This window comes from Stenotrophomonas sp. 2YAF26 (genome assembly GCF_052114625.1).
Classification (GTDB): Bacteria; Pseudomonadota; Gammaproteobacteria; order Xanthomonadales; family Xanthomonadaceae; genus Stenotrophomonas; species Stenotrophomonas indicatrix.
In genome coordinates, this window is the sequence record NZ_JBFRFC010000013.1 from 38,054 (window position 1) to 65,013 (window position 26,960).

General features: G+C 66.0%; 17 protein-coding genes, 3 tRNA genes and 1 pseudogene. 9 read left to right on the plus strand and 12 right to left on the minus strand.

Annotated features, from left to right (window positions below; translation table 11 throughout):
• The first annotated feature begins 83 nt into the window (after window positions 1-83).
• Window positions 84-566, plus strand: a complete 483-nt coding sequence (locus AB4Y98_RS14370; protein ID WP_223494788.1) for a LuxR family transcriptional regulator — start codon at window positions 84-86, stop codon at window positions 564-566.
• Window positions 567-623: 57 nt separating this feature from the next.
• Here AB4Y98_RS14370 and aceE read toward each other — a convergent pair whose 3' ends face one another.
• A complete protein-coding gene (gene aceE / locus AB4Y98_RS14375) occupies window positions 624-3,296 on the minus strand; it encodes a pyruvate dehydrogenase (acetyl-transferring), homodimeric type (RefSeq protein ID WP_312787204.1) in 2,673 nt (890 codons plus the stop codon).
• A gap of 272 nt (window positions 3,297-3,568) precedes the next feature.
• Between aceE and AB4Y98_RS14380 the strand changes: the two genes are divergently transcribed.
• The 4 genes from AB4Y98_RS14380 (at window position 3,569) to AB4Y98_RS14395 (ending at window position 9,800) form a co-directional block, all read left to right on the plus strand.
• Window positions 3,569-4,084 (plus strand): RNA polymerase sigma factor, encoded by a 516-nt coding sequence (locus AB4Y98_RS14380; RefSeq protein ID WP_312787206.1) that lies wholly within the window; start codon window positions 3,569-3,571, stop codon window positions 4,082-4,084.
• Window positions 4,081-5,118, plus strand: a complete 1,038-nt coding sequence (locus AB4Y98_RS14385) for a FecR family protein (RefSeq protein WP_312108653.1) — start codon at window positions 4,081-4,083, stop codon at window positions 5,116-5,118. The genes AB4Y98_RS14380 and AB4Y98_RS14385 overlap by 4 nt, the downstream gene beginning before the upstream one ends.
• A 141-nt stretch (window positions 5,119-5,259) precedes the next feature.
• Entirely contained in the window at window positions 5,260-8,193 is a 2,934-nt protein-coding gene (locus tag AB4Y98_RS14390; protein ID WP_442244582.1) for a TonB-dependent receptor, read from the plus strand.
• Window positions 8,194-8,204: 11 nt separating this feature from the next.
• Window positions 8,205-9,800: an alkaline phosphatase D family protein gene (locus tag AB4Y98_RS14395; RefSeq protein WP_442244583.1), complete on the plus strand. Its 1,596-nt coding sequence runs from the start codon at window positions 8,205-8,207 to the stop codon at window positions 9,798-9,800.
• 55 nt (window positions 9,801-9,855) lie between these two features.
• Here AB4Y98_RS14395 and AB4Y98_RS14400 read toward each other — a convergent pair whose 3' ends face one another.
• From AB4Y98_RS14400 to AB4Y98_RS14415, 4 genes are all read right to left on the minus strand, one after another.
• On the minus strand, window positions 9,856-11,964 hold the full coding sequence (locus AB4Y98_RS14400; RefSeq protein ID WP_442244584.1) for a phosphocholine-specific phospholipase C: 2,109 nt from the start codon (window positions 11,962-11,964) through the stop codon (window positions 9,856-9,858).
• A gap of 10 nt (window positions 11,965-11,974) precedes the next feature.
• Window positions 11,975-14,353, minus strand: coding sequence for a TonB-dependent receptor (locus tag AB4Y98_RS14405; RefSeq protein ID WP_442244585.1), 2,379 nt, complete (start codon window positions 14,351-14,353; stop codon window positions 11,975-11,977).
• A 117-nt stretch (window positions 14,354-14,470) separates the two neighbouring features.
• Window positions 14,471-15,397, minus strand: coding sequence for a c-type cytochrome (locus AB4Y98_RS14410; RefSeq protein ID WP_208082816.1), 927 nt, complete (start codon window positions 15,395-15,397; stop codon window positions 14,471-14,473).
• Window positions 15,394-16,740, minus strand: coding sequence for a c-type cytochrome (locus AB4Y98_RS14415; protein ID WP_442244586.1), 1,347 nt, complete (start codon window positions 16,738-16,740; stop codon window positions 15,394-15,396). The genes AB4Y98_RS14410 and AB4Y98_RS14415 overlap by 4 nt, the downstream gene beginning before the upstream one ends.
• 183 nt (window positions 16,741-16,923) lie before the next feature.
• Here AB4Y98_RS14415 and AB4Y98_RS14420 point away from each other — a divergent pair, with 183 nt between their 5' ends.
• Window positions 16,924-18,075, plus strand: a complete 1,152-nt coding sequence (locus tag AB4Y98_RS14420) for an alpha/beta fold hydrolase (RefSeq protein ID WP_394198270.1) — start codon at window positions 16,924-16,926, stop codon at window positions 18,073-18,075.
• A 3-nt stretch (window positions 18,076-18,078) separates the two neighbouring features.
• Here AB4Y98_RS14420 and AB4Y98_RS14425 read toward each other — a convergent pair whose 3' ends face one another.
• The gene (locus AB4Y98_RS14425; RefSeq protein ID WP_312108345.1) at window positions 18,079-19,218 is read right to left on the minus strand and encodes an MFS transporter; all 1,140 of its coding nucleotides are present in this window, start codon (window positions 19,216-19,218) and stop codon (window positions 18,079-18,081) included.
• A 187-nt stretch (window positions 19,219-19,405) separates the two neighbouring features.
• Here AB4Y98_RS14425 and AB4Y98_RS14430 point away from each other — a divergent pair.
• Window positions 19,406-20,101 (plus strand): annotated as a pseudogene (locus AB4Y98_RS14430) (alpha/beta hydrolase).
• A gap of 157 nt (window positions 20,102-20,258) precedes the next feature.
• Window positions 20,259-22,454: a TonB-dependent siderophore receptor gene (locus AB4Y98_RS14435; protein ID WP_442244587.1), complete on the plus strand. Its 2,196-nt coding sequence runs from the start codon at window positions 20,259-20,261 to the stop codon at window positions 22,452-22,454.
• A gap of 54 nt (window positions 22,455-22,508) precedes the next feature.
• On the opposite strand, the gene AB4Y98_RS14440 is transcribed toward AB4Y98_RS14435, so the two are convergent.
• Window positions 22,509-23,210, minus strand: a complete 702-nt coding sequence (locus AB4Y98_RS14440) for a pirin family protein (protein ID WP_080149175.1) — start codon at window positions 23,208-23,210, stop codon at window positions 22,509-22,511.
• A gap of 140 nt (window positions 23,211-23,350) precedes the next feature.
• Between AB4Y98_RS14440 and AB4Y98_RS14445 the strand changes: the two genes are divergently transcribed.
• A complete protein-coding gene (locus AB4Y98_RS14445; RefSeq protein WP_442244588.1) occupies window positions 23,351-24,271 on the plus strand; it encodes a LysR family transcriptional regulator in 921 nt (306 codons plus the stop codon).
• A 632-nt stretch (window positions 24,272-24,903) separates the two neighbouring features.
• Here AB4Y98_RS14445 and AB4Y98_RS14450 read toward each other — a convergent pair.
• The 5 genes from AB4Y98_RS14450 to thiD all read right to left on the minus strand — a co-directional run bounded on the left by AB4Y98_RS14450 (window position 24,904) and on the right by thiD (window position 26,947).
• Window positions 24,904-24,980, minus strand: a tRNA-Arg gene (locus AB4Y98_RS14450).
• A 32-nt stretch (window positions 24,981-25,012) separates the two neighbouring features.
• Window positions 25,013-25,089: transfer RNA gene (locus AB4Y98_RS14455), tRNA-Arg, on the minus strand.
• Between the two features lie 58 nt (window positions 25,090-25,147).
• A tRNA-Arg gene (locus AB4Y98_RS14460) sits at window positions 25,148-25,224 on the minus strand.
• Window positions 25,215-26,141, minus strand: a complete 927-nt coding sequence (locus tag AB4Y98_RS14465; RefSeq protein WP_442244589.1) for an alpha/beta hydrolase family protein — start codon at window positions 26,139-26,141, stop codon at window positions 25,215-25,217. The genes AB4Y98_RS14460 and AB4Y98_RS14465 overlap by 10 nt, the downstream gene beginning before the upstream one ends.
• Complete coding sequence (thiD, locus tag AB4Y98_RS14470) at window positions 26,138-26,947, minus strand: bifunctional hydroxymethylpyrimidine kinase/phosphomethylpyrimidine kinase (RefSeq protein ID WP_442244590.1); 810 nt, start codon at window positions 26,945-26,947, stop codon at window positions 26,138-26,140. Before thiD ends, AB4Y98_RS14465 begins: the two co-directional genes overlap by 4 nt.
• Window positions 26,948-26,960: the final 13 nt, after the last annotated feature.

Sequence of the window (26,960 nt, forward strand, 5' to 3'; positions counted from 1 at the left end):
CCTGCCCCGGTGGCTGCAGAGTCCGGGTAGTGTGGCCATCGTGCACGTTGCGCAGACGGTTCTTCACTCGACAGGAGACTCACATGAAGCTGTTTTCTGCTGTGCTGCTGTCCCTTCTTTCGCTGCAGGCATCGACGGCGCAGGCAGCCGACGCTCCGCCTTCGCCCCTGCTCGGCCGCTGGTCGCTGGAGATCGCCACTTCCGCACTCCCTGAGGCACAGCGGCCGCAACAGGTCGTACTGGAATTCAAGGATGCCGGTGCGGGCAGGTGGAGCTCGCACGTGGATATCGTCCTGCATGACGGCAAAACCATGAAATCCGACGGTACGCTGGCGCTGGACGGTACGCCTGCGGCGCTGACCGGCAGCTACGGCGCCAACCAGGCAACGCTGAAACTGCCGGCGCCGAACACGCTGGTGATGCAGCTGGTCGATCATGGCGCGCCGGCGTCCACCCGCGTGTACACGGTGGCCGCCGATCGTTCAACGATGACCGAAACCAAGGCCTTCTTCGGCCATGACGGCACGCCGATCCTGCAGACCAACCTGTTCAAGCGGTTGCCGTAGTGATGTGATGCAACGGCACCCACAGAAGCGTGCTCTGCGGGTGCCGTTGCTGTTCTGTCATGCCGCGGCGGGATCGCGCTTGCCGGTGTCGATGCCGTACCGGTCGATCGCCTGCTGCAGCAGGCCCCGTTCCACATGCCCGTCATCGGCCAGGGCCTTCAGTGCCGCCAGTACGATGAAGTGGCGATCGACTTCGAAGAACGTGCGCAGCGATTCGCGAGTATCCGAGCGGCCAAAGCCATCGGTGCCGAGTGCGATGAAGCGCCGGTCGTTGATGAAGGGGCGGATCTGGTCGCCTACGATCTTCATGTAGTCGGTTGCCACCACCACCGGCCCGGCATGGTCCTGCAGGCACTGCTGCACGTAGGGAGCGCGCGGCTCGTCGGCCGGATGCAGCAGGTTCCAGCGCTCGGCAGCCAGGCCATCACGGCGCAGTTCGGTCAGGCTGGTGGCACTCCAGACATCGCTTGCGATGGCGAAATCCTGCTGCAGCAGATCGGCGGCGGCCAGCACCTCGCGCAGGATCGAGCCACTGCCCATCAGCTGCACGCGAGGCTGTGCCGTGCTGTCGGCAGCAGCGGGACGCAGCAGATGGAGCCCCTTCAGGATGCCGGCTTCGGCGCCGTCAGGCAGGGCCGGGTGCGGGTAGTTCTCGTTGAGCAGGGTGATGTAGTAGTAGATGTCTTCCTGGTCCACATACATGCGGCGCAGGCCGTCGTGGATGATCACTGCCAGTTCGAAGTTGTAGGTCGGGTCGTAGGACACGCAGCTTGGAATCACCGAGGACAGCACGTGGCTGTGGCCATCGTCGTGCTGCAGGCCTTCGCCCATCAGGGTAGTGCGGCCGGAGGTGGCGCCAAGCAGGAAGCCACGGGTGCGCGCGTCGGCCGCTGCCCAGGCCAGGTCGCCGACGCGCTGCAGGCCGAACATCGAATAGAAGATGTAGAACGGAATCGTGGCCAGGCCGTGGTTGCTGTACGCGGTGCCCGCTGCGATCCACGAACAGATTGCGCCGGATTCGTTGATGCCTTCCTGCAGGATCTGGCCGTCCTTGGACTCCTTGTAATAGCTCAGCTGGCCGGCGTCCTGCGGGGTGTACAGCTGGCCCAGGAAGGAATGGATGCCGATCTGGCGGAACAGCCCTTCCATGCCGAAGGTACGCGATTCATCGGGCACGATCGGGATCACCAGCCTGCCCAGTTCGGGATCCTTGAGCAGGGTGGTGAGGATGCGTACGAAGCCCATGGTGGTGGATTGGCCACGATCACCGCTGCCCTGCAACTGCCCGTTGAACGTGGACAGCGACGGCAGCGGCAACGGATCGACCTGGGTCAGCCGTGCCGGCAGCTGGCCGCCCTGCGCCTGGCGACGCTGCGCGAAGTAGAGCGCCTCGGCGCTGCCCGGTTGCGGGCGCAGGTAGGGCATCTCTTCCAGCTGCCCGTCGCTGACCGGCAGGTCGAAGCGGTCACGGAACGCACGCACCGCGTCGGCGCTCATCTTCTTCAGCTGGTGGTTGATGTTCTGGCCTTCGCCGGCCTCGCCCATGCCGAAGCCCTTCACCGTCTTGGCCAGCACCACGCTCGGGCGACCGCTGGTGTTCACCGCCTGCTGGTAGGCGGCGAATACCTTCTGCGGATCGTGGCCGCCGCGTGCCAGTGCCCAGATCTCGTCGTCGCTCATGTCCGCCACCAGCGCCAGCAGTTCCGGGTAGCGCCCGAAGAAGTGCTCGCGCACGTAGGCGCCGCTCTGCGACTTGAAGGTCTGGTAGTCACCATCCACGCACTCCATCATGCGCTGGCGCAGCAGCCCGCTGTGATCGCGTGCCAGCAGCTCGTCCCAACCGCTGCCCCAGATCACCTTGATCACGTTCCAGCCGGCGGCGCGGAAGGTGCCTTCCAGTTCCTGGATCACCTTGGCGTTGCCACGCACCGGTCCGTCCAGACGTTGCAGGTTGCAGTTGACCACGAACACCAGGTTGTCCAGGCGCTCGCGCCCAGCCAGCGAAATGGCCGCCAGCGATTCGGGCTGGTCCATTTCGCCATCACCGAGGAAGGCCCAGACCTTGCGACCCTGGTGCTGCTTCAGCCCCCGGTATTCCAGGTAGCGCATGTAGCGGGCCTGATAGGCCGCCGTCAGCGGGCCCAGGCCCATCGACACGGTGGGAAACTGCCAGAACCCTGGCATCAGCCGCGGGTGCGGATACGAGGACAGGCCCTCGCGTCCGGCTTCGCGGCGGAAGTTGTCCATCTGCTCGGCACTGAAGCGGCCTTCCACGTACGCCCGGCCGTAGATGCCCGGGGCCGAATGACCCTGGATGTAGATCATGTCGCCGTCGAAGGTTTCGGTCCGTCCACGGAAGAAGTGATCGAAGCCCACGTCATACATGACTGCTGCGGATTGGTAGGTGGCGATGTGGCCGCCGACATTGGAATGCCTGCCGGCACGCAGCACCATCACCATGGCGTTCCAGCGGATCATCGCGTTCAACCGCCGCTCGATTGCCAGGTCACCCGGGTACGCGGGCTGGCGTTCGAGCGGGATGGTGTTGGTGTAGGCGGTCCACGCGCGGGTGTGCAGGTCGCCATGCTGCTGCACATCGAGTGCATCGAGCTGGTCCAGCAGATAGTGCGCGCGGGGGCGGCCGCCGGCCTCGATCACCGCCTGCAGGGACTCGCGCCATTCGCGGGTTTCCTGCGGATCGGCGTCGAGAGGGAAGTGTGCCTGGTTCATGCTGCGTCTCCAGAGAGCGCCGGTTCTGCACCTGCACGGCACCGCCGGCAGGGCGACAGCTCTGGAGCGGAGTCGCGCCGGCAGGTCCGTGGCGCGGGGGCGGCCGTGGTGGCTGCCGAGGAGACAAGCGTAGGCGCCGTATCGGCTGGCGGGTAGACGGGCGACGATTGGGTCTGCGCGAACCTTCGCTTGGCCATGCGGCGCTGCAATGCGGATGTCATCGTTGGTGTGCACCCTGCTGGGTTTTCCAGCCTCGGGGTGGTTGGTCGGTTGTGAACAGCGTCAGGATCTGGGAGAAGAGCTACGCCTTGCGGCGCCGCCTGCTGCGTGGCTTCTTCCTTCGGCGTGGTTCACAGGCTGCCGATGCCGAGGACCTGGCCCAGGAGGTCTACCTGCGGCTGCTGCGCAGTACCGGCGAAGATGCCCAGGCGATCGAGAACCCCGAAGCCTATCTGTTCGCGGTGGCGGCCAACCTGGCGCGTGAACAGGCACGCTCGCGCTCCGGCCTGCCGCAGATCGAGGACGTCGACCTGCTGGCCGAGGTGCTCCGCAGCGAGGAGGACATCGAAGCTGATTTCGAGCGGGCGCAGCGCTGGAGCGGAATCCGCGGCGCCATCGCGCAACTGCCGCCGACGACGCGGCAGGTGATGGAGCTGCACTATCGCGATGGGCTGGATTGCCGGCAGGTGGGGGCACAGCTGGATGTGTCGGTGCACATGGTGCGCAAGCACATCGGCAAGGGACTGGATGCCTGCAGGAAGGCGCTCGGCGCCGGGAAGGATGGATGAACCGGCAGGAGCCTGCAGCGATGGATGACGAGGTGGCCGAGCAGGCCGCGCACTGGTTCCTGTGCAACCGCGAGGGTGACCTGAGCGCCGCTCAGCGCATCGAGTTCATGGCATGGATGAAGCGCTCTCCCGAGCACATACGCGCGTACCTGCATGTACTGCACGTGCACCGGCAGGTAGGCGCGGTGATGGTGGCGTACGGACAGGAGCAGGGGGACAGGGCCGCGCTGCCGGAGCTGCCGGCAACGGCGAAAGTCGTGCCGTTGTTTGCCGTACCGGTGCCCGTGCCGCGCGCCGTGGTTGCATCGCGATCACGCCGACCACTCTGGAGGCGGGTGGCTGCGGTGGCCTGCTGCCTGTTGCTGGTGGCCGGACTGGTGCCGTGGCTGATGCCTCGCGAACAGATGCTGATCGCCGGCCACGGGCAACTGCGTGAGGTGGTGCTGGCTGACCGGACGCAGGTGCGCCTGAACGCAGACAGCCGTCTGCGGGTGAACATCGGCTGGTTCAGCCGTCGGGTTGAACTGCTGAGCGGCGAGGCCACGTTTGATATCGCAGCGGATCGCCGGCCGTTCGAGGTGCAGGTTGGCGATCTGCAGATCCTCGACATCGGCACCGTGTTCGATGTGTCGCGCCGTTTGCAGAGTACGCGCATCGGCGTGGTGTCCGGCGAGGTGGAGGTCTGGACCGCCGGTAGCGGGCAACGACGGCTGGCGCAGCTGCCTGCCGGGAAGGTGGTCCAGGTCGATCACCGCAGCCATGCGGTGCAGCCATTGGAAATACCGGTGTCGATGCTGCTGGACTGGCAACAGCGCCGGGTGTCGTTCCGCGATGAGCGGCTGGACGAGGTGGCGGCAGCGTTCAACCGCCACAACCAGATACAGGTGCGGCTGACCGACGACGCGGCGCGGGCGGCGCGCCTGTCAGGCAGCCTGGAAGCGCATCGGGTCGCCGCGCTGCAGGCATTCCTGCAGCGGGACGCACGCTTCGTCATCCGCCGCGAAGCGGACACGGTATGGGTGTCCAGCCGTTGATCGGGGTTCGGCGAAGGGCTGTCAGAAAAAATTCATCGAATCGGCGTTCTTCACTTCCGCCGATGCCGGCTCTTACTTGGGAGAAGCCGCCGTCGCATGCCGACGCGGTACCAGCAGTCCTCTCTCCTCCAAGGAACCGTGATGCGCAAGAAGCTCTATCTGTCGGTGGTACTGGCCTTGTCTCCCTGTCTGGGTGCGCATGCACAGGCGGCGTCGGCCAATGGGCTTGAGACCCGGGTCACCGCAGCGATCGCCGCGCAGCCGCTGAGCCAGGCGCTGGAGCAGCTTTCACGCAGTTCAGGCGTGCAGTTCCTGTATGCCGGCGCGGGTTCTGCACCCATGGCGGGCGCGGTACCGCGAGGGGCCACCGTCAAGCAGGCGCTGGACACGCTTCTGGCCGGCACCGGCCTGCGCTACACGGTGGTGGACGGCAACGTGATCGCCATCGACGCGGCACCGGTCTCGCGGGAAAGCCGGCCGGCCGCACCTGCATCGCGCCCACCGGAAGAGGTGGTGGCCCCGACCCTGGGCACGATCAAGGTAATCGCCGCCCATGAGGTCATCGACCAGAAGAAGACCTCGCCGGTGATCAAGGATTCTGTGATCTACGACGAGATGGACAGCTACGGCGATGAGACGCTGGCCGAGAGCCTGATGGCCGCGCCCGGCCTGAGTGCGGTGGAAGATGCGGGCGAACCGCGTTACGTGACGGTGCGCGGCGTGCAGGCCAATCTCAACTACACGACCATCGACGGCATCGCGATCGCAAGCGTGGGCGGCAGTGGCTCCGGCGAGCGCATGAACAACCTGCAGCTGATTCCCAGCGACATCGGCACCCGCACCGACATCTACAAGAGCTTCAGCGCCGAGCAGGCACCGGATGCCATCGGTGGTGTGATCGACATCATCAGCCGCAGCGCCTTTGACCGCTCCGGCAAGTACGTGTTCGCCGACGTGGCCGGCATCCATTCCACGGCCGAGACCAATGTGGGGCGCAGCGCGGGTGGCGACCACAAGACCCTGGGCCACTTCGGCAAGAGCGCCAAGGCAGTGTTCTCCAACCAGTTCGGCGGCGACGATCAGTTCGGCATCGTCGCGGTCGCGCGCTACGAACAGCGCTCGCGCAACAGCGTCAAGCGCTGGGTGGAATCGAACTACTACTACAACGATGCCGGCAAGTACCTCACCGATGGAACCACCGGCCCCGACGAGGCGAAAGGCTGGAACGGTCTGCGCGCGCCGGGCAACTTCAGCACCGGCACCTACACCAACTACATCACCAACTTCGGTGGCTCGGCCAAGCTGGAATGGAAGCCATCGGACGACCCGTTCTATGCCTCTCTGCTGCTGTACTCGTACCGGTTCTACGAGAACTCGACGATGAACAAGACCGATCTGTATGGCAATGCCAAGTTCCCGATACGCAACCAGACCGAGGACGGCGGCACCACCCAGATCAACAGCATCTACATCAAGAATCGCCATGACCGCTGGGACCGCAGCAACCGCGGTGCGATCGCCAGCTTCAACTGGGATATCGGCGACCTTTCGCGGCTGACCCTGCGCGCCGGCCACACCGAAGAGACCTTCCACAACACCCAGGTCTACTGGGGCGTACGCGCGTACCCGAGCAACCTGTTCGTCGACTACGCCAACGACAGCCATGGCTTTCCAAACGCGGTGGGCGTCTCGGACTCCAGTCTGCTGACCAGCTCGTCGTTCAAGCTCAATCCCGCGCAGGCCTACATCTCGCCGCGTGACGCCAAGGAGAGCATCGACAACCTGCGTGCCGACTTCAGCTACAACATCGATGCCGATGCGCGCGGCTTCGGTCTCGCTGCTGGTGCCGAGTATCGCCACCTGAAGATCTGGCAGGACATCGATTTCGACTACTACAAGACCAGCGCGACCCTGAACGACTATCTGTATCCCGGTTCGACGCTGCTTGGCAGCGTCCCCGGCTTCCCGCTGATCGACAACCGCAAGTGGCATGACGAGCTGTACCCGAAGCTGGGCAACAATGATGCGGCCTACCCGAATGCCGATTTCACCAGYGACTACAAGTACGTGGAAGACATCGCCAACGCCTACGTTTCGGCGCATTACGCCTGGGACCGGCTACTGCTGATCGGCGGCCTGCGCTATGACCACACCTCCTTCGATGCGTTCAGCCCGTTCAGTGATGATGGCGGTACCACCTACACCTCGGCATTCCGCAAGAGCAGTGGCGGCTACAACAACCTGCTGCCGTCATTGAATGCGACCTTCAAGCTGAGCGAGAACCAGCGCCTGCGCTTCTCCGCCAGCCGCACGCTGGGCCGGCCGACACCCAGCAACATCGCCCAGGCCACCAGCACCAGCTGTGGCGATGACGAACTGGGCGGAGGCTTCTGCACCATCAAGCAGGGCAATGCCTCGCTGCAGCCGCGCCGCGCCACCAACCTCGACCTGGCCTGGGATCTGTACTTCAACGGCAACAACGGCGTTGTGTCGCTCGCGTTGTTCGACAAGGTCATCAAGGACGACATCTATACCCTGACCACGTTCGAGAACATCGGTGATGTCCGCTACCGCGTCACCCAGCCCATGAACACCGATGAGTCCACGCTGCGCGGTGTCGAGTTCGCGGTGGCAAACCGCAACCTGCAGTGGGGCCGCCACCGCTTCGACATGTACCTCAATGCCACCCGACTGGACGGGCAGACCAACTACCGCATCAGCGATGGCAGCCAGCGCCGCCTGGACCGCCTGCTGTACCAGCCGGACTGGTCGGTGAACGGCTCGGTGATCTGGCGCATGCCGTGGAAGAGCTCGCAGCTGCGCGTGTCCGGTACCTACCGCAGCCGCATGCTGGTCGACTTCGGCGATACCCAGTGGCTGGACTCGTACTACGACCCGTACATGACCTTCAACCTGGCCTTCAGCCACAAGGTCAGCAAGCACGTGACGCTGAAGTACGAGGCGAAGAACCTGTTCAATACCCAGCCCACCTACAGCACCGGTCCGAACGGACGCTTCCGCACCGAGGTCGACGACTACGGTCGCTTCTTCTACTTCCACATCATCTACAACTGAAGGCGACCGTCGTGGATACGATCAATCGCAGGCGTTTCCTTGCCCTGTCCGGACTTTCCGCATTGGGTGCGTGGGCCGGCACTGCCCGCGCGCTGGCTGCGCAGAGCGATGCGGCAGCACTGAATCCACGCAATCTGTTGGCCTCGCCGCGCTTTGCCAGTACGCCGTTCACCCTCGGCGTGGCGTCGGGTGATCCGTCGGCCGACGGCATGGTGCTGTGGACGCGGCTGGCCACCGAGCCCCTGGTGTTCGGTGGCGGCATGCCCACCCGGCCGATGGTGGTGGGATGGCAGGTGGCTGATGACGAGGGCATGCGCACCGTGGTGCGACAGGGTACCTCGCTGGCCCACCCCGAACTGGGCCATGCGCTGCACGTGGAACTGGACGGCCTGTTGCCTGGGCGGCCGTACTGGTACCGCTTCACCGTGGGAGGCCATGCCAGTGCGATCGGACGCACCCACACCCTGCCTGCGGCGAACGCGCCGATCAAGCGCGTGCGCTTCGCGGTGGCCGGATGCCAGCATTTCGAGGAAGGGCACTACACGGCCTGGCGGCACATTGCCGAGGAACCACTCGATTTCGTGTTCCATTACGGCGACTACATCTATGAGGGTGAAAGCCAGCCCGGCATGCGGAAGATGAACGGTCAGCCGTTCACCAACCTGCGCAACCACGTTGGCCCACAGACCTATACGCTCGACGACTATCGCCGCCGCTACGCGCAGTACAAGACCGATACGGACCTGCAGGCGGCGCACGCTGCGTCACCGTGGTTCGTCACGTTCGATGACCACGAAGTGGACAACAACTGGGCGGGTGCCGAAGACCAGGACGGTACGCCCAGCGAGCTGTTCCTGCTGCGCCGCGCACAGGCTTTCCAGGCGTATTACGAAAACATGCCGTTGCGCGCTTCGTCGTTCCCGCGCGATGGTCATATGCAGATGTTCCGTCGCGCGCGCTACGGCACGTTGCTGGACCTGCACCTGCTCGATACCCGCCAGTACCGCAGCAAGCAGGTGGACATGGCGCAGCGCGGACAGGTGGAATCTTCCGAGCGCAGCATTGTGGGCGCGAAGCAGGAGCAATGGCTGTTCGATGGCCTGGCCGATGCCGCGCCGCGCTGGCACGCGATCGCGCACCAGGTCTCACTGGGCAACTACATGCGCGAGAAGGACGGCGTCGTGCAGTCCTCCGATGACCAGTGGTCCGGCTATCTGTCCAGCCGCCGGCGCCTGCTCGATCACATCCAGAAGGTGGGCTTCGGCAACGTGGTGACCGCCTGTGGCGATGCGCACCGCCACTATGCCAGCGACCTGGTGCAGGACAACGCCGATTCCGGGGTGATCTCCAGCGAGTTCCTGGCGACCTCGATCAGCTCGGGCGCCGACGGGCAGGGCATGGATGCGTATGCAGAGAACCAGCTGCGGCACAGTCCCCACCTGAAAGCGACGACGGACAAGCGCGGTTACGTGCTGTGTGATGTCACCCGCGATACCTGGATCGGTGACATGAAGACGCTCGATACGGTCATGCGGCCGAACGGCACGCTGCAGAGCTGGAAGCGCTATGCAGTGGAGCACGGCCGGCCGGGGTTGCAGGAGGCCTGAGCGGGATGTTCCACCCTGTGGAGCCGAGCACGCGCCCGGCTCCACAGAATCACTTTCAGCCGTGATCGAAGCGCAGCGGTTCGCTGCCCATGGCAGGGTCGCTGGTGCCAGGCCGGCCGTCTTCGGCACGTCCGGCGAGGCGTTGCTCGACGCCCTGCGAGCGCACGATCAGGTCGTACCAGCCTGCGGTTGGTGCGGGATCCCAGGCCAGTACGGTTTCCGCGCCGGCCACCAGCTGCAGTTCGCGGGTGGGCATGTGGCCGGCGTAGGCGCCGGCCTGCACCTGGACCTTCCGCGCTGAAGGGGATGAATTGCGCAGCACCAGCCGCATCTGGCCATCCGCGCGCTCCACGTGCGCGTGCAACGGCGCGAGCGTGCCAGCGCCGCGATAGTGGCGATGGAATCCATTCGGCCCCAGCAGCCAGAGGTCGTAACGACCCTGTGCATCCAGTGGCCAACGATCCCGCAACGGAGTACCCGGTACCACGGTGTAACGGCGCGGGATGGCGTCCAGCTGCAAGCGGTCGTAGACATGCAGCACGGCCGTGGCGCCATCGCTGGCCAGCTGCAGGCTGAGGCCCTCGCCATCCACCGACGTGGCCTGCACCTGCGGCCGATAGGGCAGTGCCCGCGCCGGACGCACGCCCGGCGCCTGGCGAGCCGGATGCAGGCCATCGGGCAGCGCAGGCACGGTACGGCCGGGCAGGGCGGCGGCGCGCGCTGCGACGGCGGTGACATCCGGCAGCGCCTTGACGAAGGGGCGCGTGTCGCGCTGGGCGAAGTCGAAGGCGTTGCTCAGGTCACCGCAGACCGCACGCCGCCACGGCGAGATGTCCGGCGCGGCCACGCCGAAGCGGCGCTCGATCAGACGCAGCACCGAGGTGTGGTCGTACACCTGCGAGTCGACCCAGCCGCCACGGCTCCACGGCGAAATCACATACAACGGTACGCGCGGGCCGAGACCGTAGGGACGACCGCGCAGCTCGGCGGCATCGTATTTCTCGTCGCCCGGTGCCCGGTTGCGGTGGTATTCGCCCTCGGTGCTGACCGCCGACGCACCGGCCCAGCCATCGCCAAGCGGGGAGGGCGGTGCCGGTGGCGGCACATGGTCGAAGAAGCCATCGTTCTCATCGAACATCAACAGCAGGGCGGTGCGGCTCCAGACGTCCGGGTCGGCGGTCAGCGCATCCAGCACGCGTGCGGTATAGGCCGCCCCCTGCGCGGGGCTGGACGGCCCCGGATGCTCGCTGCCGGCTGCATCGGCGATAATGAAACTGACCTGCGGCAGGCGGCCGCTGATCGCGTCCTCGCGCAGCTGCGCCAGGCCACGGGTACTGACGCCGCGTGCACGCAGCTCGGGGTCATGCCCCGGGTCGCCGCGGTGCGCCTGGCGGAAGGCCTCGAACCCGGCCAGCGGGTTGTCGGTGAAGTTGTCGGCCATGTCCTGGTAGATCTGCCAGGACACGCCGGCCTGCTGCAGTCGCTCGACATAGCTGGTCCAGCGATAAGACTCCGGATAGCCGCCCTGCTCGGGGAAATTGTCGTGCGAATTGGCGATCACCGGGCCGCCTGCGCGGGCCTGGGCATCGTTGTGGCCGGTCCACAGGAACACGCGGTTCGGGTTGGTGCCGGCCTGCATCGCGCAGTGGTAGGCATCGCAGAGGGTGAACGCATCGGCCAGGGCGAACTGGAACGGCATGTCGCTGCGCTGGAAGTAGCCCATCGAATGGTTCTGCTTGGCCTTGGGCCAGTGCGCCATGCGTCCGTGGTCCCACGCCTGCTGTGCGTCAGGCCAGGTGTGGGGCGTACCCTCCACCCGCATGTAGCCGAAGTGCGCGGCGGTATCCAACGGGAAAGGAGCGATCGCGCGTTGCCCGCTGGCATCGGGCTGCAGCCACAGGCTGCGTGGGCGGTCGCTACCAGGCAGGGGCGACGCTGGGGCCACGAAGCGGTCGCCGAAACCACGTACGCCCGGCAGGGTGCCGAAGTAGTGGTCGAACGAACGGTTCTCCTGCATGAACACCACGATGTGCTGCAGGTCCTGCAGGCTGCGCGTGCGCGAAGCAGGGGCGATCGCTGCTGCCCGGGCGATGCTGGGCAGCAGCGGCGAAAGGCCGGCGGCGACGCCGGCCTGCAACAGTCGGCGTCGGCCGGTATCGGTCACAGGGTCACACTCACAAGTCCACGCGGAAGGAGATGCCGACGGTGCGCGGGGCGCCGATGAAGGCGTTGTCGCGGCCGTCCACCCCTGCAAGATAACGCTTGTCGGTCAGGTTGCTCACCACCAGGTTGGCGCCCATGCCCTTCAGGCGCGGCGACAGGCCCTGCAGGTCAAAGCCGATGTTGGCGTTGAACACGGTGGCCGAAGGCAGCTTGTTGACGTTGGCCGCATCCAGGTAGCGTTCGCCCAGGTAGCGGCCGGACAGGCCGAAGTTCCAGTTCTCGCCCTGCCAGTCGGCCGACACCACCAGGATCTGCTCCGGCTGGCCGATCACCTTGGCGCCATCGACGATGCCCAGCTGCGTGTCGCGCGCGTCGTTGCCGCTGCCCAGGTACTTGGAACGGTTGTAGGTGTAGGCCGCATTGATGCGCCAGCCATTGTCCCAGCCGTAGCCGAAGGCCGCTTCCAGGCCGTTGCTCTCCACGCCGCCGAAGTTCTCGTAGACGCCATCGGTCTCGCCGAGGTAGTCGATGCCGCTGACCAGGCCGGCCGGCAGGTAGACGATGCGGTTGTCGAACTTGATGTTGTACAGGGTGACCGAGGCGGTCAGCGGCCAGCGGCTGATGCGCATGCCCAGTTCGATGTTGTCGGCGGTCTCCGGTTCGACGTTGCGGAAGCGCTGCGGATCGGTTTCACCCAGCACGCCGGACGGGATCGCGGCGAAGTTCTGCGAGTAGCCGGCGAACAGTTCCATGCCCTCCACGCCGGGGGCCCAGGTGAAGCCGGTGGACAGCAGCGGATCGGACTTCGAGTCGGACTTCACATTCTCGGCGGCGCCGATCACGCGGCGGCGGGACTGGTCGACGAAGAACTGCTTTACGCCCAGGCGCGCGCTGAACGGGCCGAAGCGGGCCACGTCCTCGACGTAGTACATCTGCTCATCGACCTTGTACTTGTCCTCGAACTGCACCCAGTAGGGCTGGTGGTCGAAGGCGATGTCCTGGCCGACGTTGAGCAGGCGGTGCCAATCGCGGCGCACGGAACGGTCCAGCTTCTCCACCCACAACCCGCCGCGTACGGTGTTGTCGATGGCGCCGAAGGTCTGCCGCCATTCAACGTCGGCGGTCACGCCCACGCGATCGTTGTCGTAGTGGGAGTGGCGGTAGGACTGCGCGCCCTGCACGTTGCCGGCGTAGCAGTTGGGGTCGTACTCGGCGCTGAAGCCGAGTCGCGGCGTGCAGCTGGCCAGGCGCTGGGCGGAACTGCCGTCGGGGTTCACGAAGTAGATCTGGCCGCGATTGCTGCCACCGTAGACCGTCCTGCCGCCGAGGTACTCCGACTGCGGGCGACCGGCACCGTCGTCGTTGACGTCGGCCAGGTACGGCGGCAGCCAGTCACCGCGGCCCTGCATGCGGTGCCCGTAGGCGGCCATCGAGGCCTTGAAACCGTTGCCGCCATCGAAGGCTGCGCGCAGGTAGCCGAACGTGTTCTCGCGCAGTGCGCGCGAACCGGAGCGATAGTTCTGGTCCAGATACGGAATGCCGGTCAGGGTGCCCACCAGGCCGTCGCGGTCGGGGTTGGTGGCGAACCCCTTCGGCGAAACACTGGTGTACTCCGGCTCGTCGGCATCGTTGTAGGACAGGTAGCCGGTCAGGGTCCAGCGGTCCAGCTCGGTGATGAACTTGCCGGCGATGTTGTCGTTGCTGGTGTGGCCGGTGCCATCGATCCAGTCGTGCACGCGCGCCGACGATGCGCTGATCCACGCGCGGGTGTGTCCTGCAAGCAGGCCGGTGTCGTAGCGTACGTAGTACTTGTGCGCTTCATTGTCACCGGCACCCACCACCATGCGCAGTCGCTGTTCCTGCAGTGGGTCGCTGGTGAGGAAGTTCAGGGTGCCACCGAGTGCTTCGTTCGAGCGCGAGGAGATATCGGCCGTACCCTGGCTCACTTCCACCGTTTCCAGGTCGAGCGTGTCGATGTAGCGGTTGGCCAGCGAGCCGCCGCCATAACCGGAACCACCATTGGGCAGGCCATCGATGGTGGTGCCGATCTGCTGGGTGTCGCGGTTGGTGACAAAGCCGCGCATGCTGATCTGCGTGCCCCACACCGACGAACCGGTGGCATCGGCTTCGCTGACGACCACGCCGGGCACTTCGTTGAGCGCGCCATTGACGCTGCTCAACACGGTCTGCCGGTTCAACGTTTCCTGGCGCACCGAGGTCTTGGCATAGCTGGTGGCTTGGCCGATCACCTGCACCTGGTCCAGGGTCCGCGCGTCGGCGCTTCGCGTATCGGCCACATCGCCCTGCGGTGCTTCAGCCAGGGCATCCAGTGCGGGAGCAATCAGCAGGGCAAGCAGCGAGATACGGGGAAAGCGCGCAATCGTTCGCATCGAAACCGGACCTTCAAGGGAGGAAAGTCCGGGAGTGTCGGCAGCGCCGATGACATGGCGGTGACGCGCAGATGCAGGGAGTGTGTTGTGTGACGGCCGGCAAGACCGGGGCATTGCTCAGTAGCGCGCGTCCTTGGGTTTCGGATCGCGCGGCCAGTCCTTGGCCTTGCCGGCGAAGTCCGGGCGCGGCTGGTTGATGAAGTAGCTGGCGATATCCACCGCGTCCTGGTCGGGCATCACCTGCTGGCCCAGTGGCGGTTCACGGGTCATTGCCGGCGGCATGTTGTGCTTGACGAAGCCTGCGGCCTTGTACAGCCGCGCCATGCCGGCACCGATGTTGAAGCTGCGCTCGCCCCACAGCGGCGGGAACGCGATATCGCCGCTGGCATCGCGCCGGCCTTCGCCGTTGTCGCCGTGGCAGGCGGCGCACTGCGCGGCATACAGCGCCTGTCCACGTATCGGGTCCGGTGTCAGCGTGCTGTCGATCGGCCCTTCGCTGGGCGCGGCCACGCGCGCACCCTCCGGTACCGGGCGGCTCAGCCACGCCATGTATTCCAGCATCGCACGCATCTCCGGCGCGTCCTTGGCCAGCGGTTTGCCGTTCATCGATCGCTGCAGGCAACCGTTGATGCGCTCGGCCAGGCCGATTTCCCTGCCCGGTCGCGGCATGTAGCGCGGGTAGCTGCCGCCTCCGGTGTTCAAGTAGTGGTTGCCGAACGGTCGCTTGCCCTCGGCCATGTGGCACGAATTGCAGTTCAGATCGTTGCCGACGTTGTCCGGCAGAAGGCGTGCGGTCTCGTTGAGCAGGCGACGGCCGAACATCACCGCGTCGGCGTTGCCGAGGCTGGCGATCTCCTCGGCACTGGGCACGTGGTACTGGCCCACCACCTGGCCGTGGCTGTCGAGGATGTCCAGGGTCCTCGCGACTTCCGCGTCCAGGTCCGGGTACAGGTGCTGGTACAGCAGCGTGCCAGCACCGGCCAGCAACACCGCAACGACCGCGCTGGCGATCAACGCTGTCGAACGCTTCTTCGAACGCCTCATTGCGCCGTCTCCTGCGGGACCACATGCGCCGGCTTGTCACGCACCACCCGGCGCATGCGCGCTACGTCCAGTTCAGTGACCGCGCTGGCCTGGTTGCCCCAGCTGTTGCGGATGAAGGTGAGGATGTCGGCGAGCTGCGCATTGGGCAGCTGCTCGAAGCCCGGCATGGTGAATGCCATGCGGTCATGCGCGGTATGTGGCGTGCGCCCGCCGGTCAGGGTTACCTGCACCAGCGAGCTGGGATCATCGGCGAAGACGATGGAGTTGCCGGCCAGGGCAGGGTAGACCCGTGGCATGCCGCGGCCATCTGCGCGATGGCAGGCCTGGCAGTGTTCCGCGTAGGCCAGCGAACCGGCCACCCGGTAGTCGCCGCCGCGCAGTGCGGCGGTGGTGGTGTCGGTGCCCGGCGTCCACTGCGCGCTACGCCCTTCGCGGGCCGGCAGCTGCTTCAGGTACCGCGCCATCGCCAGCAGATCGGCGTCGGACAGGTACTGCGTGCTGTGCTCGACCACATCGGCCATGCCGCCGAAAGCCGCGGAGCGATCGGTGCGGCCGGTACGCAGGAACTCGACGATTTCGGCTTCGCTCCAGCTGGCCAGGCCGGTCTGTTCATTGCGCAGGTTCTTCGCGTACCAGCCTTCCAGCACCGAGCCGGACAGGAACTGGCGGCTGCCATCGTCGGCCATCGCCTTTTCCTGGAAGGCCAGCCCGCGCGGGGTATGGCACGCGCCGCAATGGGCCAGGCCTTCAACCAGTTCGGCGCCGCGCTGCTGGCCGGTATCCAGGGTGGGATCAGGGCTGAAGCTGCGCGGACGTGCGAACAACAGCTGCCACCAGGCAAGCGGCCAGCGCATGTTTGCCGGCCACGGAATCGTGCTGTCGGCGTTGTCCTGCCGGACCGGCTGCACCGCACCCATGAAGTAGGCGTACAGCGCCTTGATCTCGGCATCGCTGGCGATCACGTACGAGGCGTAGGGCATGGCCGGATACAGCGGCTGGCCGTCATGGCGGATGCCACGCCGCACCGCGCGCTCGAAATCGGCGTAGTCGTATGCGCCGATGCCGGTCTCCGTGTCCGGTGTGATGTTGGTCGAGTACAGCGTGCCCATCGGGGTCTGCATGCCAAGGCCGCCGGCGAACGGCCTGCCGCCCGGTGCGGTATGGCAGGCGGCGCAGTCGGCAGCACGCGACAGGTACCGGCCCTGTTCGATCAGGGCCGGGTCGTGGATGTCGACCTCGGCCTGTTGCGGTGGGGCGAACCAGTACGGTGTACTGCGGGCGATGCCGTAAGCGGCGGCCAAGGTGGCGGCCAGGGCAATGGCGAGCTTGAACGGGGTGCGCATGCCGGCACTGTGGCCATTCGTGCGATGGCGTTCATTGATCCGGATCAATGCTTTCGCCGGTCGCGACATTGTGACAAGCTGAATCGATCCTGCGCTGTCATCAACCCGTCATCCAGCTGCGATAGATGGCGCCGGGCGTGGCCGCTAACCTGCCACGCTGTCGCACTTTTCCCCTGACTGCCCATGAAGCGCCTGCTGCTGCTTTTGCTGGCGTGCGCCGGCCTGTGGCTGGCTGCATGCTCTTCCTCGATGACGGCCTCGTCCACCTCGCTCAGCGACCGCCTGATCGCGCCCGGTGGCGTTTCGACCCTGCTTGATCAACCGCGTATCGCCGCAGCTGTGGCCGCGCTGCCGAACCGGCATGGCTTTGCCCCGGGCCGTGATGGCGTGCCGATCTTCTGGCGTGCTTTCGATCCGGGCGACTACGGTGCGCGCTACCACTACCTGCCGCAGCAGCACCAGAACGGCCTGCCGCTGGATACCGGGTTGAGCCTGTCCGTACCGCAGCCGTTCCGCGCGCAGGCGCCGCGCGGCACCGTAGTGCTGCTGCACGGCTGGATGATGAACGGTGATTCGATGCTGCCATGGTCGCTGCAGCTGGCCGAGTCGGGCTACCGCGTGATCACCCTGGACCTGCGCAACCATGGCCAGTCCGGCGCCGGTCCCTCCGGCTACGGCACCTACGAGTCGGACGATGTTGTGGATGTCATCGCCGAACTGCGCGCGCGCGGCGAAGTGACCGGCCCGCTGTACCTGTTCGGTGTTTCCTACGGCGCTGCCACCGCATTGTTCACCGCCGACAAGCTGGGCGACCAGGTCGCCGGCGTGGTGGCGATGGAATCGTTCGCCAATGCAGGGGTTGCGATCCGCACCATGATTCCGCATCTGATGGCCCTGCAGCCGGAAGGACTGAAGGCACAGGCCATCGCTTCGTATGCACGCTGGCGCTACGGCAGCCAGGACATCAACCAGGTGGTGGCCGCCGCCAGCCGCCGCATCGACGTGGATCTGGACAAGGTGGATGTTGCCCGCGCGCTGGCCGATACCCGCGCCTGCGTGCTGCTGCTGCACGGGCAGGGCGACCAGCACATTCCGGTCAGCCAAGGCCGCGCGTTGGCGCAGGCCAATCCGCGTGCGCACTACATCGAGATGCGCGGCGAAGATCACATCACCCTGCCGCTGCGGCTGGACCTGCTGGCCGGGGTGGTCGATGACTGGATGGCGCGCGACGAGCACCATCCGAAAGCCGCGTGTCCGGCACCGCAGTTGCCGGCCCAGGCCGAATGGCTGGTGCATGGCGTCGACATACCCGCAAAAACCCCAGCACGCGGCTGAGCTTCAGGGCAGGCGGCGGGCCAGCGAACGTGCAGATGCCGCTACACCCAGCAGCATCGCTGCCACGCACAGGAAGGCAAAGCCCAGGCTGGTGGCATGGGCGAGCGCGCCGATCGCTGCGGGGCCTGCAAGAATGCCGGCATAGCCCAGCGTGGTGACTGCGGTGATCGCAATGCTCTCCGGCATCGCGCGCTGCTGGCCCGCCATCGAGAACAGGGCGGGCACGATGTTGGCGCAGCCCAGGCCCACCAGCACGTAGCCGACCAGCGCCATGGCGAAGGAGGGCACCAGCGTGGCCAGCGCGAAACCGGCCGCAGCGGTGGTGCCGCCAATGACGATGGTACGGGTGCGGCCAAGGCGCTCGACGATGCCATCGCCGAACAGGCGCATCGCCGTCATCGCCAGCGTGAACACGGCAAAACCGGCACCGGCCTGGTCGCGTGGCACGTGGCGTATTTCGGCCAGGAACACCGCGCTCCAGTCCAGCATCGAACCCTCGGCCAGGAACACCACGAAGGCGAGCACGCTGATGAACAGCACCACGCCGTGCGGCAGGGCCAGCATCGGGCCGTCATGCAGAATGCGCTGCGGGCGCCAGTGCGGTGCCGACAACAGGGCCACCAGCAGCATCGCCGCCACGGCAACCAATGACGCCAGCCACAGGGGCGTGCCGAGAACCAGCAGCCCGGTCATGCAGCCGGCGCCGATGAAGCCGCCGATGCTGTAGAACGCGTGGAAGCCGGACATCATCGGCCGCCCTGCATCGCGCTCGACGGCCACCGCTTGCATGTTCATCGTGCAGTCCATCGCCCCCACACCCGCGCCGAACACGAACAGCGTTGCTCCCAGTGCCAGCGGCGTGGGGGCGAGCGTCAGCAGTGGCAGGGCGAGCAGGATCAAGGCCGTGGTCGCAATCATCAAGCGGCGCGAGCCCAGGCGCGCGGTCAACGCACCGGCCAGTGGCATCGCCAGCAGCGAGCCGAGGCCAAGGCACAGCAGCAGCCCGCCCAGGCTGGCGTCGGACAACCCAGCCTTGGCCTTGGCGAAGGGCACCATCGGTGCCCAGGCAGCGGTGGCAAAGCCGGGAATGAAGAACGCAGCGCGGGTCGCGTGCTGCTGGGCGCGGGGAGAAGAGGGCGTCATGCGCGAGGAAGGCTCCAGAAGATCCTCTTCATGAAAACGTTTTCAGAAGCCATCGGCAAGTGCCATGGATGACATCGGGCGACGCATACGAATGCAGTGGTCCGGATGCGTCACCGTTGATTAACGTCGCCAGCGCAAAGTAGCCCGACGGTCGGCATTCCGCCCGGCCGCCGCCGGAGATCAGCGCATGAGCACCACACCGACCATCCTCCTCGTCCATGGGTTCTGGGGCGGGGCCGCACACTGGGGCAAGGTCATCCTGGAGCTGCACCGCAAGGGCCACGACCAGGTGAAGGCGGTCGAACTGCCGCTGACCTCGCTGGTCAACGACGCCGAGCGGACGCGCAGGATGATCCGCCAGATCGATGGCCCGGTCGTACTGGTCGGGCACTCCTACGGAGGCGCGGTGATCACCGAAGCCGGCAACTAACCGAATGTGCAGGCGCTGGTCTACATCGCCGCATTTGCGCCGGACAGTGGTGAGAGCCCCGGTGGCATCACCCAGCAGCACCTGCCCGAAGCAGCACCGAACCTCGCTCCGGACAGCGATGGCTATCTGTGGCTGCGTGCCGACAAGTTCCATGAGAGCTTCTGCCAAGACCTCAGCGCCGACGAAGGCTGGGTGATGGCCGTGACCCAGAAGGCGCCGCTGGCCAGCACCTTCGGTGATGCGATCAGCGATCCGGCGTGGAAGCACAAGCCGAGCTGGTACCAGCTTTCCAGCCAGGACCGGATGATCGCGCCACAGAACCAGAAGGCCATGGCCGAACGCATGCAGCCAAAGCGCCTGCTGCAGCTGGAGGCAAGCCATGCCTCGCTGGCCTCGCATCCGGCCGAAGTGGCAGCGCTGATCCTGGAGGCCGTGGCTGCCGTCGACGGCTGACTATCGCCAGGCAGCAGTCCCTGGTCAGGCACTGGCGCCACCCCACGACAGCGGGGGCGCAGGAGAGTAAACTCCTGCGCCGGCCGCCCTTGGCCGCATTCCCCCCTTCCCCTCGAGCCGCCGCCAGAGGATCCCACCCCTTCGTGGAGGTCCCGTCGTGTCGTCTGTGCCTGTTCGTTTTTCCGTGCTGTCCCTGCGTCGCCGCCCATTGGCGAGGGCCCTTGCCAATGGTCTTCTGCTGACCACAGTGGCCACTGCCGGCGCCGCCTCGGCGCAATCGGCGCCGGCTGAAGAAGAGGGCAAGACGCCCTCGCAGACGCTGCAGACCGTACAGGTCACCGCCAACCAGCTGGGCACCATCACCGAAGGCAGCGGTGCCTACACGCCGGGCACCATCGCGACCGCCACCCGCCTGGTACTGACCCCGCGGCAGACCCCGCAGACCATCAGCGTGATCACCCGCGCGCAGATGGACGACTTCGGTCTGGATGGCATCGATGACGTGATGCGGGTGACCCCGGGCATCAGCATCGTCACGTACGACAGTGAGCGCACCGAGTACTACGCACGTGGTTTTGCCGTGCAGAACTTCCAGTACGACGGCATTCCGATGTCACGCGACTCGGCGTACTCGGCCGGCAATACGCTCAGCGATACCGCGATCTACGACCGCATCGAAGTGCTCAAGGGCGCCACCGGCCTGCTGACCGGCATGGGCGACCCCGGCGCGACCATCAACCTGGTGCGCAAGAAGCCGGGCAAGGAATTTGCTGGCAGTGCGACGCTGGGCGTCGGCCGCTGGGACGACTACCGTGCCGAAGTCGATGTCGGCGGCCCGCTGACTGCCGATGGCCGCGTTCGTGGGCGCGCAGTAGGTGCCTGGCAGGACAAGCATTCCAATCTGGATTTCTACCAGCGCACCAGCAAGGTCGGCTATGCCGTGCTGGAAGCCGATCTGGGCGAACGCACGCTGCTGACAGTCGGTGGCGACGTGCTGGAGAGCGATCCCAAGGGCTCGACCTGGGGCGGTATTCCGCTGCTGGACAGCCAGGGCAATTTCAACGACATGCCGCGCTCGTTCAACAACGGCACCCACTGGAGCGGTTGGCGCCAATACGTGCGCACCGGCTTTGCCACGCTGGAACATACCTTCGACAACGACTGGGTAGCCAAGCTGCAGCTCAACCATCAGGTCAACGGCTACGATGCGGCACTGGCCGGTGCGGCCGGTGGCAATCCCGATCCGGTCACCGGCGAAGGCGTCTCGTTGTGGCTGGGCAAGTACGTCGGCAAGACGGTCAGCAACGCGGCCGACTTCTATCTGAGCGGCAATTTCGGCCTGTTCGGTCGCCAGCATGAACTGGTGGTCGGCGGCAGTGCCTCGCGCAAGCGCTGGACCAACACCGGCTATTCGCCGCAGCCCGGGTACCCGACCGCCGTTGCCGACTACAACAGCTGGAAGGGCGACATCCCGGAGCCGGAATGGCAGCGCGGTTATGGCAACAATGAGGTGACCCGCGAGAACGGCCTGTACGTGGTCGGTCGCTTCGACGTGGCCGACCCGTTGAAGGTGATCGTCGGCAGCCGCCTGGCCAGCTACCGTTCGCCGCAGACGCGCGAGACCGGCGTGTTCGTGCCTTATGCCGGCGTGGTCTACGACCTTGGCCAGCACTATTCGGTCTACGCCAGCTACAGCACCATCTTCAAGCCGCACAGCGAACGCGACGAACAGGGCAAGGCACTGGATCCGCTGGAAGGCCGCAGCTATGAAATGGGCCTGAAGGCGGAGTTCCTCGACGGCCGCTTCAATGCCAGCGCGGCACTGTTCCAGCTCGACCAGGACAATTTCGCCCAGCCTACAGGCGGCAAAACGCCCAACGGAGAAGACGCCTATCGCGCACTGATGGGCGTACGCACCAAGGGCTACGAACTGGAGATGTCCGGGCAGTTGGCCGAGGGCTGGCAGGTGCAGGGTGGCTTTGCGCACAAGATCGCCCGCCAGGCCGGCAGCAAGGTGACCACGCTGGAGCCGGAAAACCAGTTCAGCCTGCACACCAGCTACCGCCTGCGCGGCGACTGGCAGGGCCTGACCGTCGGTGGCGGTGCGCGCTGGCAGGACTCCACGTTCGGCGACATCACCAACCCGGCCAGTGGCACGTCGGTGGTTCATCGCACCCAGCCGTACTGGCTGCTGGATGCCATGGCCCGGTACCAGTTCAACGATCGCCTGTCGGCCACGGTCAACGTCAACAACCTGCTGGACAAGCGCTATTACACGATCTTCAGCTGGTACAGCACCTACACCTGGGGCGAGCCGCGCAACGTGCGGCTGGCAGTGACGTACAAGTTCTGATCGCGTTGCAACAGGACATGCCCGCGATGCCAGATGGCATCGCGGGCATGCTGGTTACAGCTTCAGGTCGAACACCAGCACTTCGGCGTCGTTGCCGTTTTCCAGGGTCAGTTGTGCCTCGTCGCTGACCTGCAGTGCGTCACCCGCTTCCAGGGTGATGCCGTTGACCTGCAGCTGGCCACGCGCCACCTGCACATACGCGCCGCGGCCGGCAGCCAGGGCGTGGTGCAGCTTCTGCTCGCCATCGAGGATGGTGGCGAAGATGCGCGCATCCTGATGGATGTGCAGCGAACCATCGGCGCCATCCGGCGAGGCGATCAGGCGCAGCTGGCCGCGCTTGCTCTCCGGCGTGAAGTGGGTCTCCTCATACGACGGCGTGATGTTCTCGGCCTCCGGGAAGATCCAGATCTGCAGGAAATGCACCGGATCGCTGGCCGAATGATTGAACTCGCTGTGGCTGACGCCGCTGCCTGCGCTCATGCGCTGCACGTCGCCGTAGCGCAGCACCGAACCGGTGCCCATCGAGTCCTTGTGTTCCAGCGCGCCGCCCAGCACGTAGGAGACGATCTCCATGTTGCTGTGGCTGTGGGTGCCGAAACCCTGGCCGCCGATCACCTTGTCTTCGTTGATGACCCGCAGCGGGCCGAAGCTCACATAGCGGGGGTCGTAGTAGCTGGCGAACGAGAAGGTATGGCGCGAGGACAGCCAGCCATGCTCGGCCAGGCCACGGGTAGCGCTCTTGCGGATCTGCAGCATGATGGAATCTCCTTGTTCGATGGTTTCGATGGGGCGGGGTGGGCGGGTAGCCGCTGTGTTTCCCCGTTGAAGAGAAGTATCCGCTTGCACCTTGGGTTTGAAAAACGGATAGTTTTGACAGCCATCATCGAAAATTTCGAATGCTCAAGCTCAGCCTCGATGCCCTGCAGATCCTGGACGCGATCGACCGCCGAGGCTCCTTTGCCGGCGCCGGCAAGGCCCTGCACAAGGTGCCTTCGACCATTTCCTACACCGTGGCCAAGCTGGAAGAGGATCTGGGGGTGCAGCTGTTCGACCGGATCGGCCCGCGGGCGGAGCCGACCGAGGCCGGGCGCGCGCTGCTGGAGGAGGGCAGGCACCTGCTGCGTGCGGCCCGGGAGCTTGAGCTGCGGGTGCGGCGGGTGGCCTCGGGCTGGGAGGCGGAATTGACCCTGGCGGTGGATTCGGTGTTCCCGACCTGGCTGTTGGGGCCGGATATCGCCGCGTTCCGCGAGGTGGCGGCGCCCACCCGGCTGCGCCTGTTTGGCGAAGCACTGTCCGGTACCTGGGAAGCGCTGCTGGACCGGCGCGCCGACCTGTTGGTCGCGGCTCCCGGTGAGGGTCCCAGTGGCGGGGGCTACGTGGTCGAGCCGCTGGGCAGCGTTGATTTTGTGTTTGCGTTGGCACCCGGGCATCCGCTGGCGTCCGTACCGGGTGTGCTGGGCCGCGAGCAGTTGGCGCCGTACTGCGCGATCGCCGTGTCCGACTCGGCGCGGCGGCTGCTGCCACGAACGGTGGGGCTGTTGATGGGCCAGGAGACGTTGACCGTGCCGGACATGGCCAGCAAGTTGAAGCTGCAGTGCCAGGGGCTGGGATTCGGCTTCCTGCCCGAGCCCTGCGCGCGCGCGGCGGTGGCGCGCGGCCAGCTGGTGATCCGCGAGGTCGAGGAGCACAAGCCGGAAGAGACCTTCTGGTTGGCTTGGCGCACCGGCGAAGATGGCGCGGCCCTGCGCTGGTGGCGCGAGCGCCTGCGGCGGCCGGAGCTGCTGGCGCAATGGTGGCAGGCGATGGCAGAGGGATAGGGTTCGGCAGGGCTGCGCCCTGCACCCGCCGAATCGACGGCAACGGCAACAGCCAAAGCCAAAGCCAAAGCCAAAGCCAAAGCCAAAGCCAAAGCAACAGCGGGCATTCCGTGGGATGGCGGGGTGGGTCCGGTTGCGGGGGACGCCGTGAATCCGTCCATGGAGGCTTGGGCGCGCCATCCATGGCGCTTACACCCCCGCAACCGGACCCACCCCGCCTTCGACAGTTTCCCGCAATCTGTCGGGATGGCATGGCCTGCTCTTGGCCTGCTCTTGGTGGGTGTCGACCTTGGTCGACACGGTAGATCCACGCCATGTGTGGATGCTCTTCATTCAATTGTCGAAGTATTCGAATTTGATGGAGTCATCCACGCATGGCGTGGATCTACCAGATCGCGGCGATCTGTCAGAGGTGGGGCGGTATGGGTAGGCAGGACCGTTGGCGCCATGGATGGAGCCATCGAGCCCCCATGGATGGGTTTACGGCGTGTCCTGCCTACCCATGCCGCCCCGCCACCCACGGAATGCCTGCTTCTGCTGTTGCCGTTGCTTTGGCCTCTGCAGGTGCAGGGCGCAGCCCTGCCAAAAAATACAAAAAAAACAGCAGGCCGAGGCCTGCTGTTTCGGTGTAATGGTGCGCCCGGAGAGATTCGAACTCCCGACCGCCTGGTTCGTAGCCAGGTACTCTATCCAACTGAGCTACGGGCGCCAATTACATAAACTTGTTGTGTTGATCGTGTGTGGTGCGCCCGGAGAGATTCGAACTCCCGACCGCCTGGTTCGTAGCCAGGTACTCTATCCAACTGAGCTACGGGCGCGCGGTACACAATCAAATTTTACTGCACTTCCAGCGGCGGATGCTGAAGGTCTGTCGAGTGGTGCGCCCGGAGAGATTCGAACTCCCGACCGCCTGGTTCGTAGCCAGGTACTCTATCCAACTGAGCTACGGGCGCCCTGCGACAGGAGCGGAATTATGCGGATGTCGGCGCGAGTCGTCAACGCTTTTGTGAAAATTTTCACCCAACTGAATGAAAAACGCCTCTGCAACAGCCTCCGGGTGTTTCATCCACGCGAAGTGATCGGCCTGCGTACCCAGCTCCTGCGCAGAAAGCACACGCAATTCCGAGGCGACATTCGGCAGTTTCGCCAGCAGCGCCTGCATTGATCCGCTGGGCGCCAGCCAATCGTCTTCCATCAGCACCGCCTGCGCACTGCCATGCACGCGCGCCATCTGCGCATCCAGGTCCTCGTCCATGCCTGCGGCGGCGTAGTGATTGCTCAGCCCTACGCGTGCCCAGTCGGCGATCAGTCCGCGTGCTTCGGTGCCGCCGAAACCGAGCCGGCGCCCGTGCAGCACGCCCTGGCGCCGCGCGATCCACGGCAGGAAGCGATAGATCAGTGGCAGCAGCCAACCGCGTGGTGGCGGGAACGTGCGCCAGAACGGTGTGCCGCTGGCGGCCAGCCACAATCGATCGAACGCCTGTGGCTGGCGTCCGGCGTGCACGCAGGCCAGCTGACCGCCCAGGCTGTGGCCACCGATGATCCATGGCAGCGCGTTCTGGCCAGCATCAGCGTCGGCGAGCAGGGCTTGGCTGACAGGCAGATCGTGGTCGAGAATCTGCCTGTAGCCCCAATCCTGGCTGCGCGACGGGCGCAGCGAGCTGCTGCCATTTCCGCGCCATTCGTGCAGGTAGACCGCCACGCCCTTGGCTGCCAGTGCCTGTGCAAGCGGCAGGTAGTGGCGCGCGGCCACGCCCAGCGCCGGCAGCCACAACAGCCGCGCCAGTGGCTGTGCAGGCACGCAGGCGATGACCTCGTAACGGTGGCCATCGCCGCTGTCCACGGCGAGTGCGCGTGGCGAATCGCTCATGCGTGCGGTGCCGCGCCGAAGTGGTCCAGTACCAGCACCTCGCTGCGGCCGGGCGCATAGCCCTGCTGCAATCCGCGCGCCACGTAGTCGATGCCGGCTTCGCAGGCATTGGCCAGGCTCAGCCCGTTGCAGAGCTGCGCGGCGATGGCCGAGGCCAGCGTGCAGCCCGTGCCATGCGCATCCAGTGGCAGGCGGGCATGGATGAATTCTTCGCTGCTGACGCCGTCGAAGTAACGGTCGACCACGCGGTTGCCTTCGTGCAGGTGACCGCCCTTCAGCAGCACTGCACCGGCACCCAGATCAAGGAGCGAGGCGGCGGCCCGCTCTGCGTCGTTGCCATTGGCGATGCTGCGGCCCACCAGCAGCTCCGCTTCGGGCGCATTGGGGGTGATCAGGGTGGCCAGCGGCAGCAGCCGTTCGCGCATTGCCTGCAGCGCGCTGTCCTCCAGCAGGCGAGCGCCACTGGTGGCGACCATCACCGGGTCGAGCACCACGTGCGGCGGTCGATGGCGTTCCAGGGCATCGGCCACGGCGTGGATCACCTCGGCGTTGGCCAGCATGCCCAGCTTCACTGCGTGGATATCGAAGTCGTCGAAGCAGGCCTCGATCTGCGCGCGCAGGAAGTCGATCGGTGGTACGTGCACGGCGCTGACGCCGCGGGTGTTCTGCGCGGTCAGTGCGGCGATCACCGACAGCCCATGCACGCGATGCGCGGCGAAGGCCTTCAGGTCGGCCTGGACGCCGGCGCCGCCGCCGGAATCGGAGCCAGCGATGGTCAGGGCGGAAACGGGGGTGGTCGGGCTCATGCAGTGATTGTGC

Excerpts from the sequence above, each read along its gene's own strand:
- AB4Y98_RS14370 (WP_223494788.1), top strand. The coding sequence starts at position 84 with ATGAAGCTGTTTTCTGCTGTGCTGCTGTCCCTTCTTTCGCTGCAGGCA.
- aceE (WP_312787204.1), bottom strand. The coding sequence starts at position 3,296 with ATGAACCAGGCACACTTCCCTCTCGACGCCGATCCGCAGGAAACCCGC.
- AB4Y98_RS14385 (WP_312108653.1), top strand. The coding sequence starts at position 4,081 with ATGAACCGGCAGGAGCCTGCAGCGATGGATGACGAGGTGGCCGAGCAG.
- AB4Y98_RS14405 (WP_442244585.1), bottom strand. The coding sequence starts at position 14,353 with ATGCGAACGATTGCGCGCTTTCCCCGTATCTCGCTGCTTGCCCTGCTG.
- AB4Y98_RS14410 (WP_208082816.1), bottom strand. The coding sequence starts at position 15,397 with ATGAGGCGTTCGAAGAAGCGTTCGACAGCGTTGATCGCCAGCGCGGTC.
- AB4Y98_RS14415 (WP_442244586.1), bottom strand. The coding sequence starts at position 16,740 with ATGCGCACCCCGTTCAAGCTCGCCATTGCCCTGGCCGCCACCTTGGCC.
- AB4Y98_RS14420 (WP_394198270.1), top strand. The coding sequence starts at position 16,924 with ATGAAGCGCCTGCTGCTGCTTTTGCTGGCGTGCGCCGGCCTGTGGCTG.
- AB4Y98_RS14425 (WP_312108345.1), bottom strand. The coding sequence starts at position 19,218 with ATGACGCCCTCTTCTCCCCGCGCCCAGCAGCACGCGACCCGCGCTGCG.
- AB4Y98_RS14440 (WP_080149175.1), bottom strand. The coding sequence starts at position 23,210 with ATGCTGCAGATCCGCAAGAGCGCTACCCGTGGCCTGGCCGAGCATGGC.
- AB4Y98_RS14445 (WP_442244588.1), top strand. The coding sequence starts at position 23,351 with ATGCTCAAGCTCAGCCTCGATGCCCTGCAGATCCTGGACGCGATCGAC.
- AB4Y98_RS14465 (WP_442244589.1), bottom strand. The coding sequence starts at position 26,141 with ATGAGCGATTCGCCACGCGCACTCGCCGTGGACAGCGGCGATGGCCAC.
- thiD (WP_442244590.1), bottom strand. The coding sequence starts at position 26,947 with ATGAGCCCGACCACCCCCGTTTCCGCCCTGACCATCGCTGGCTCCGAT.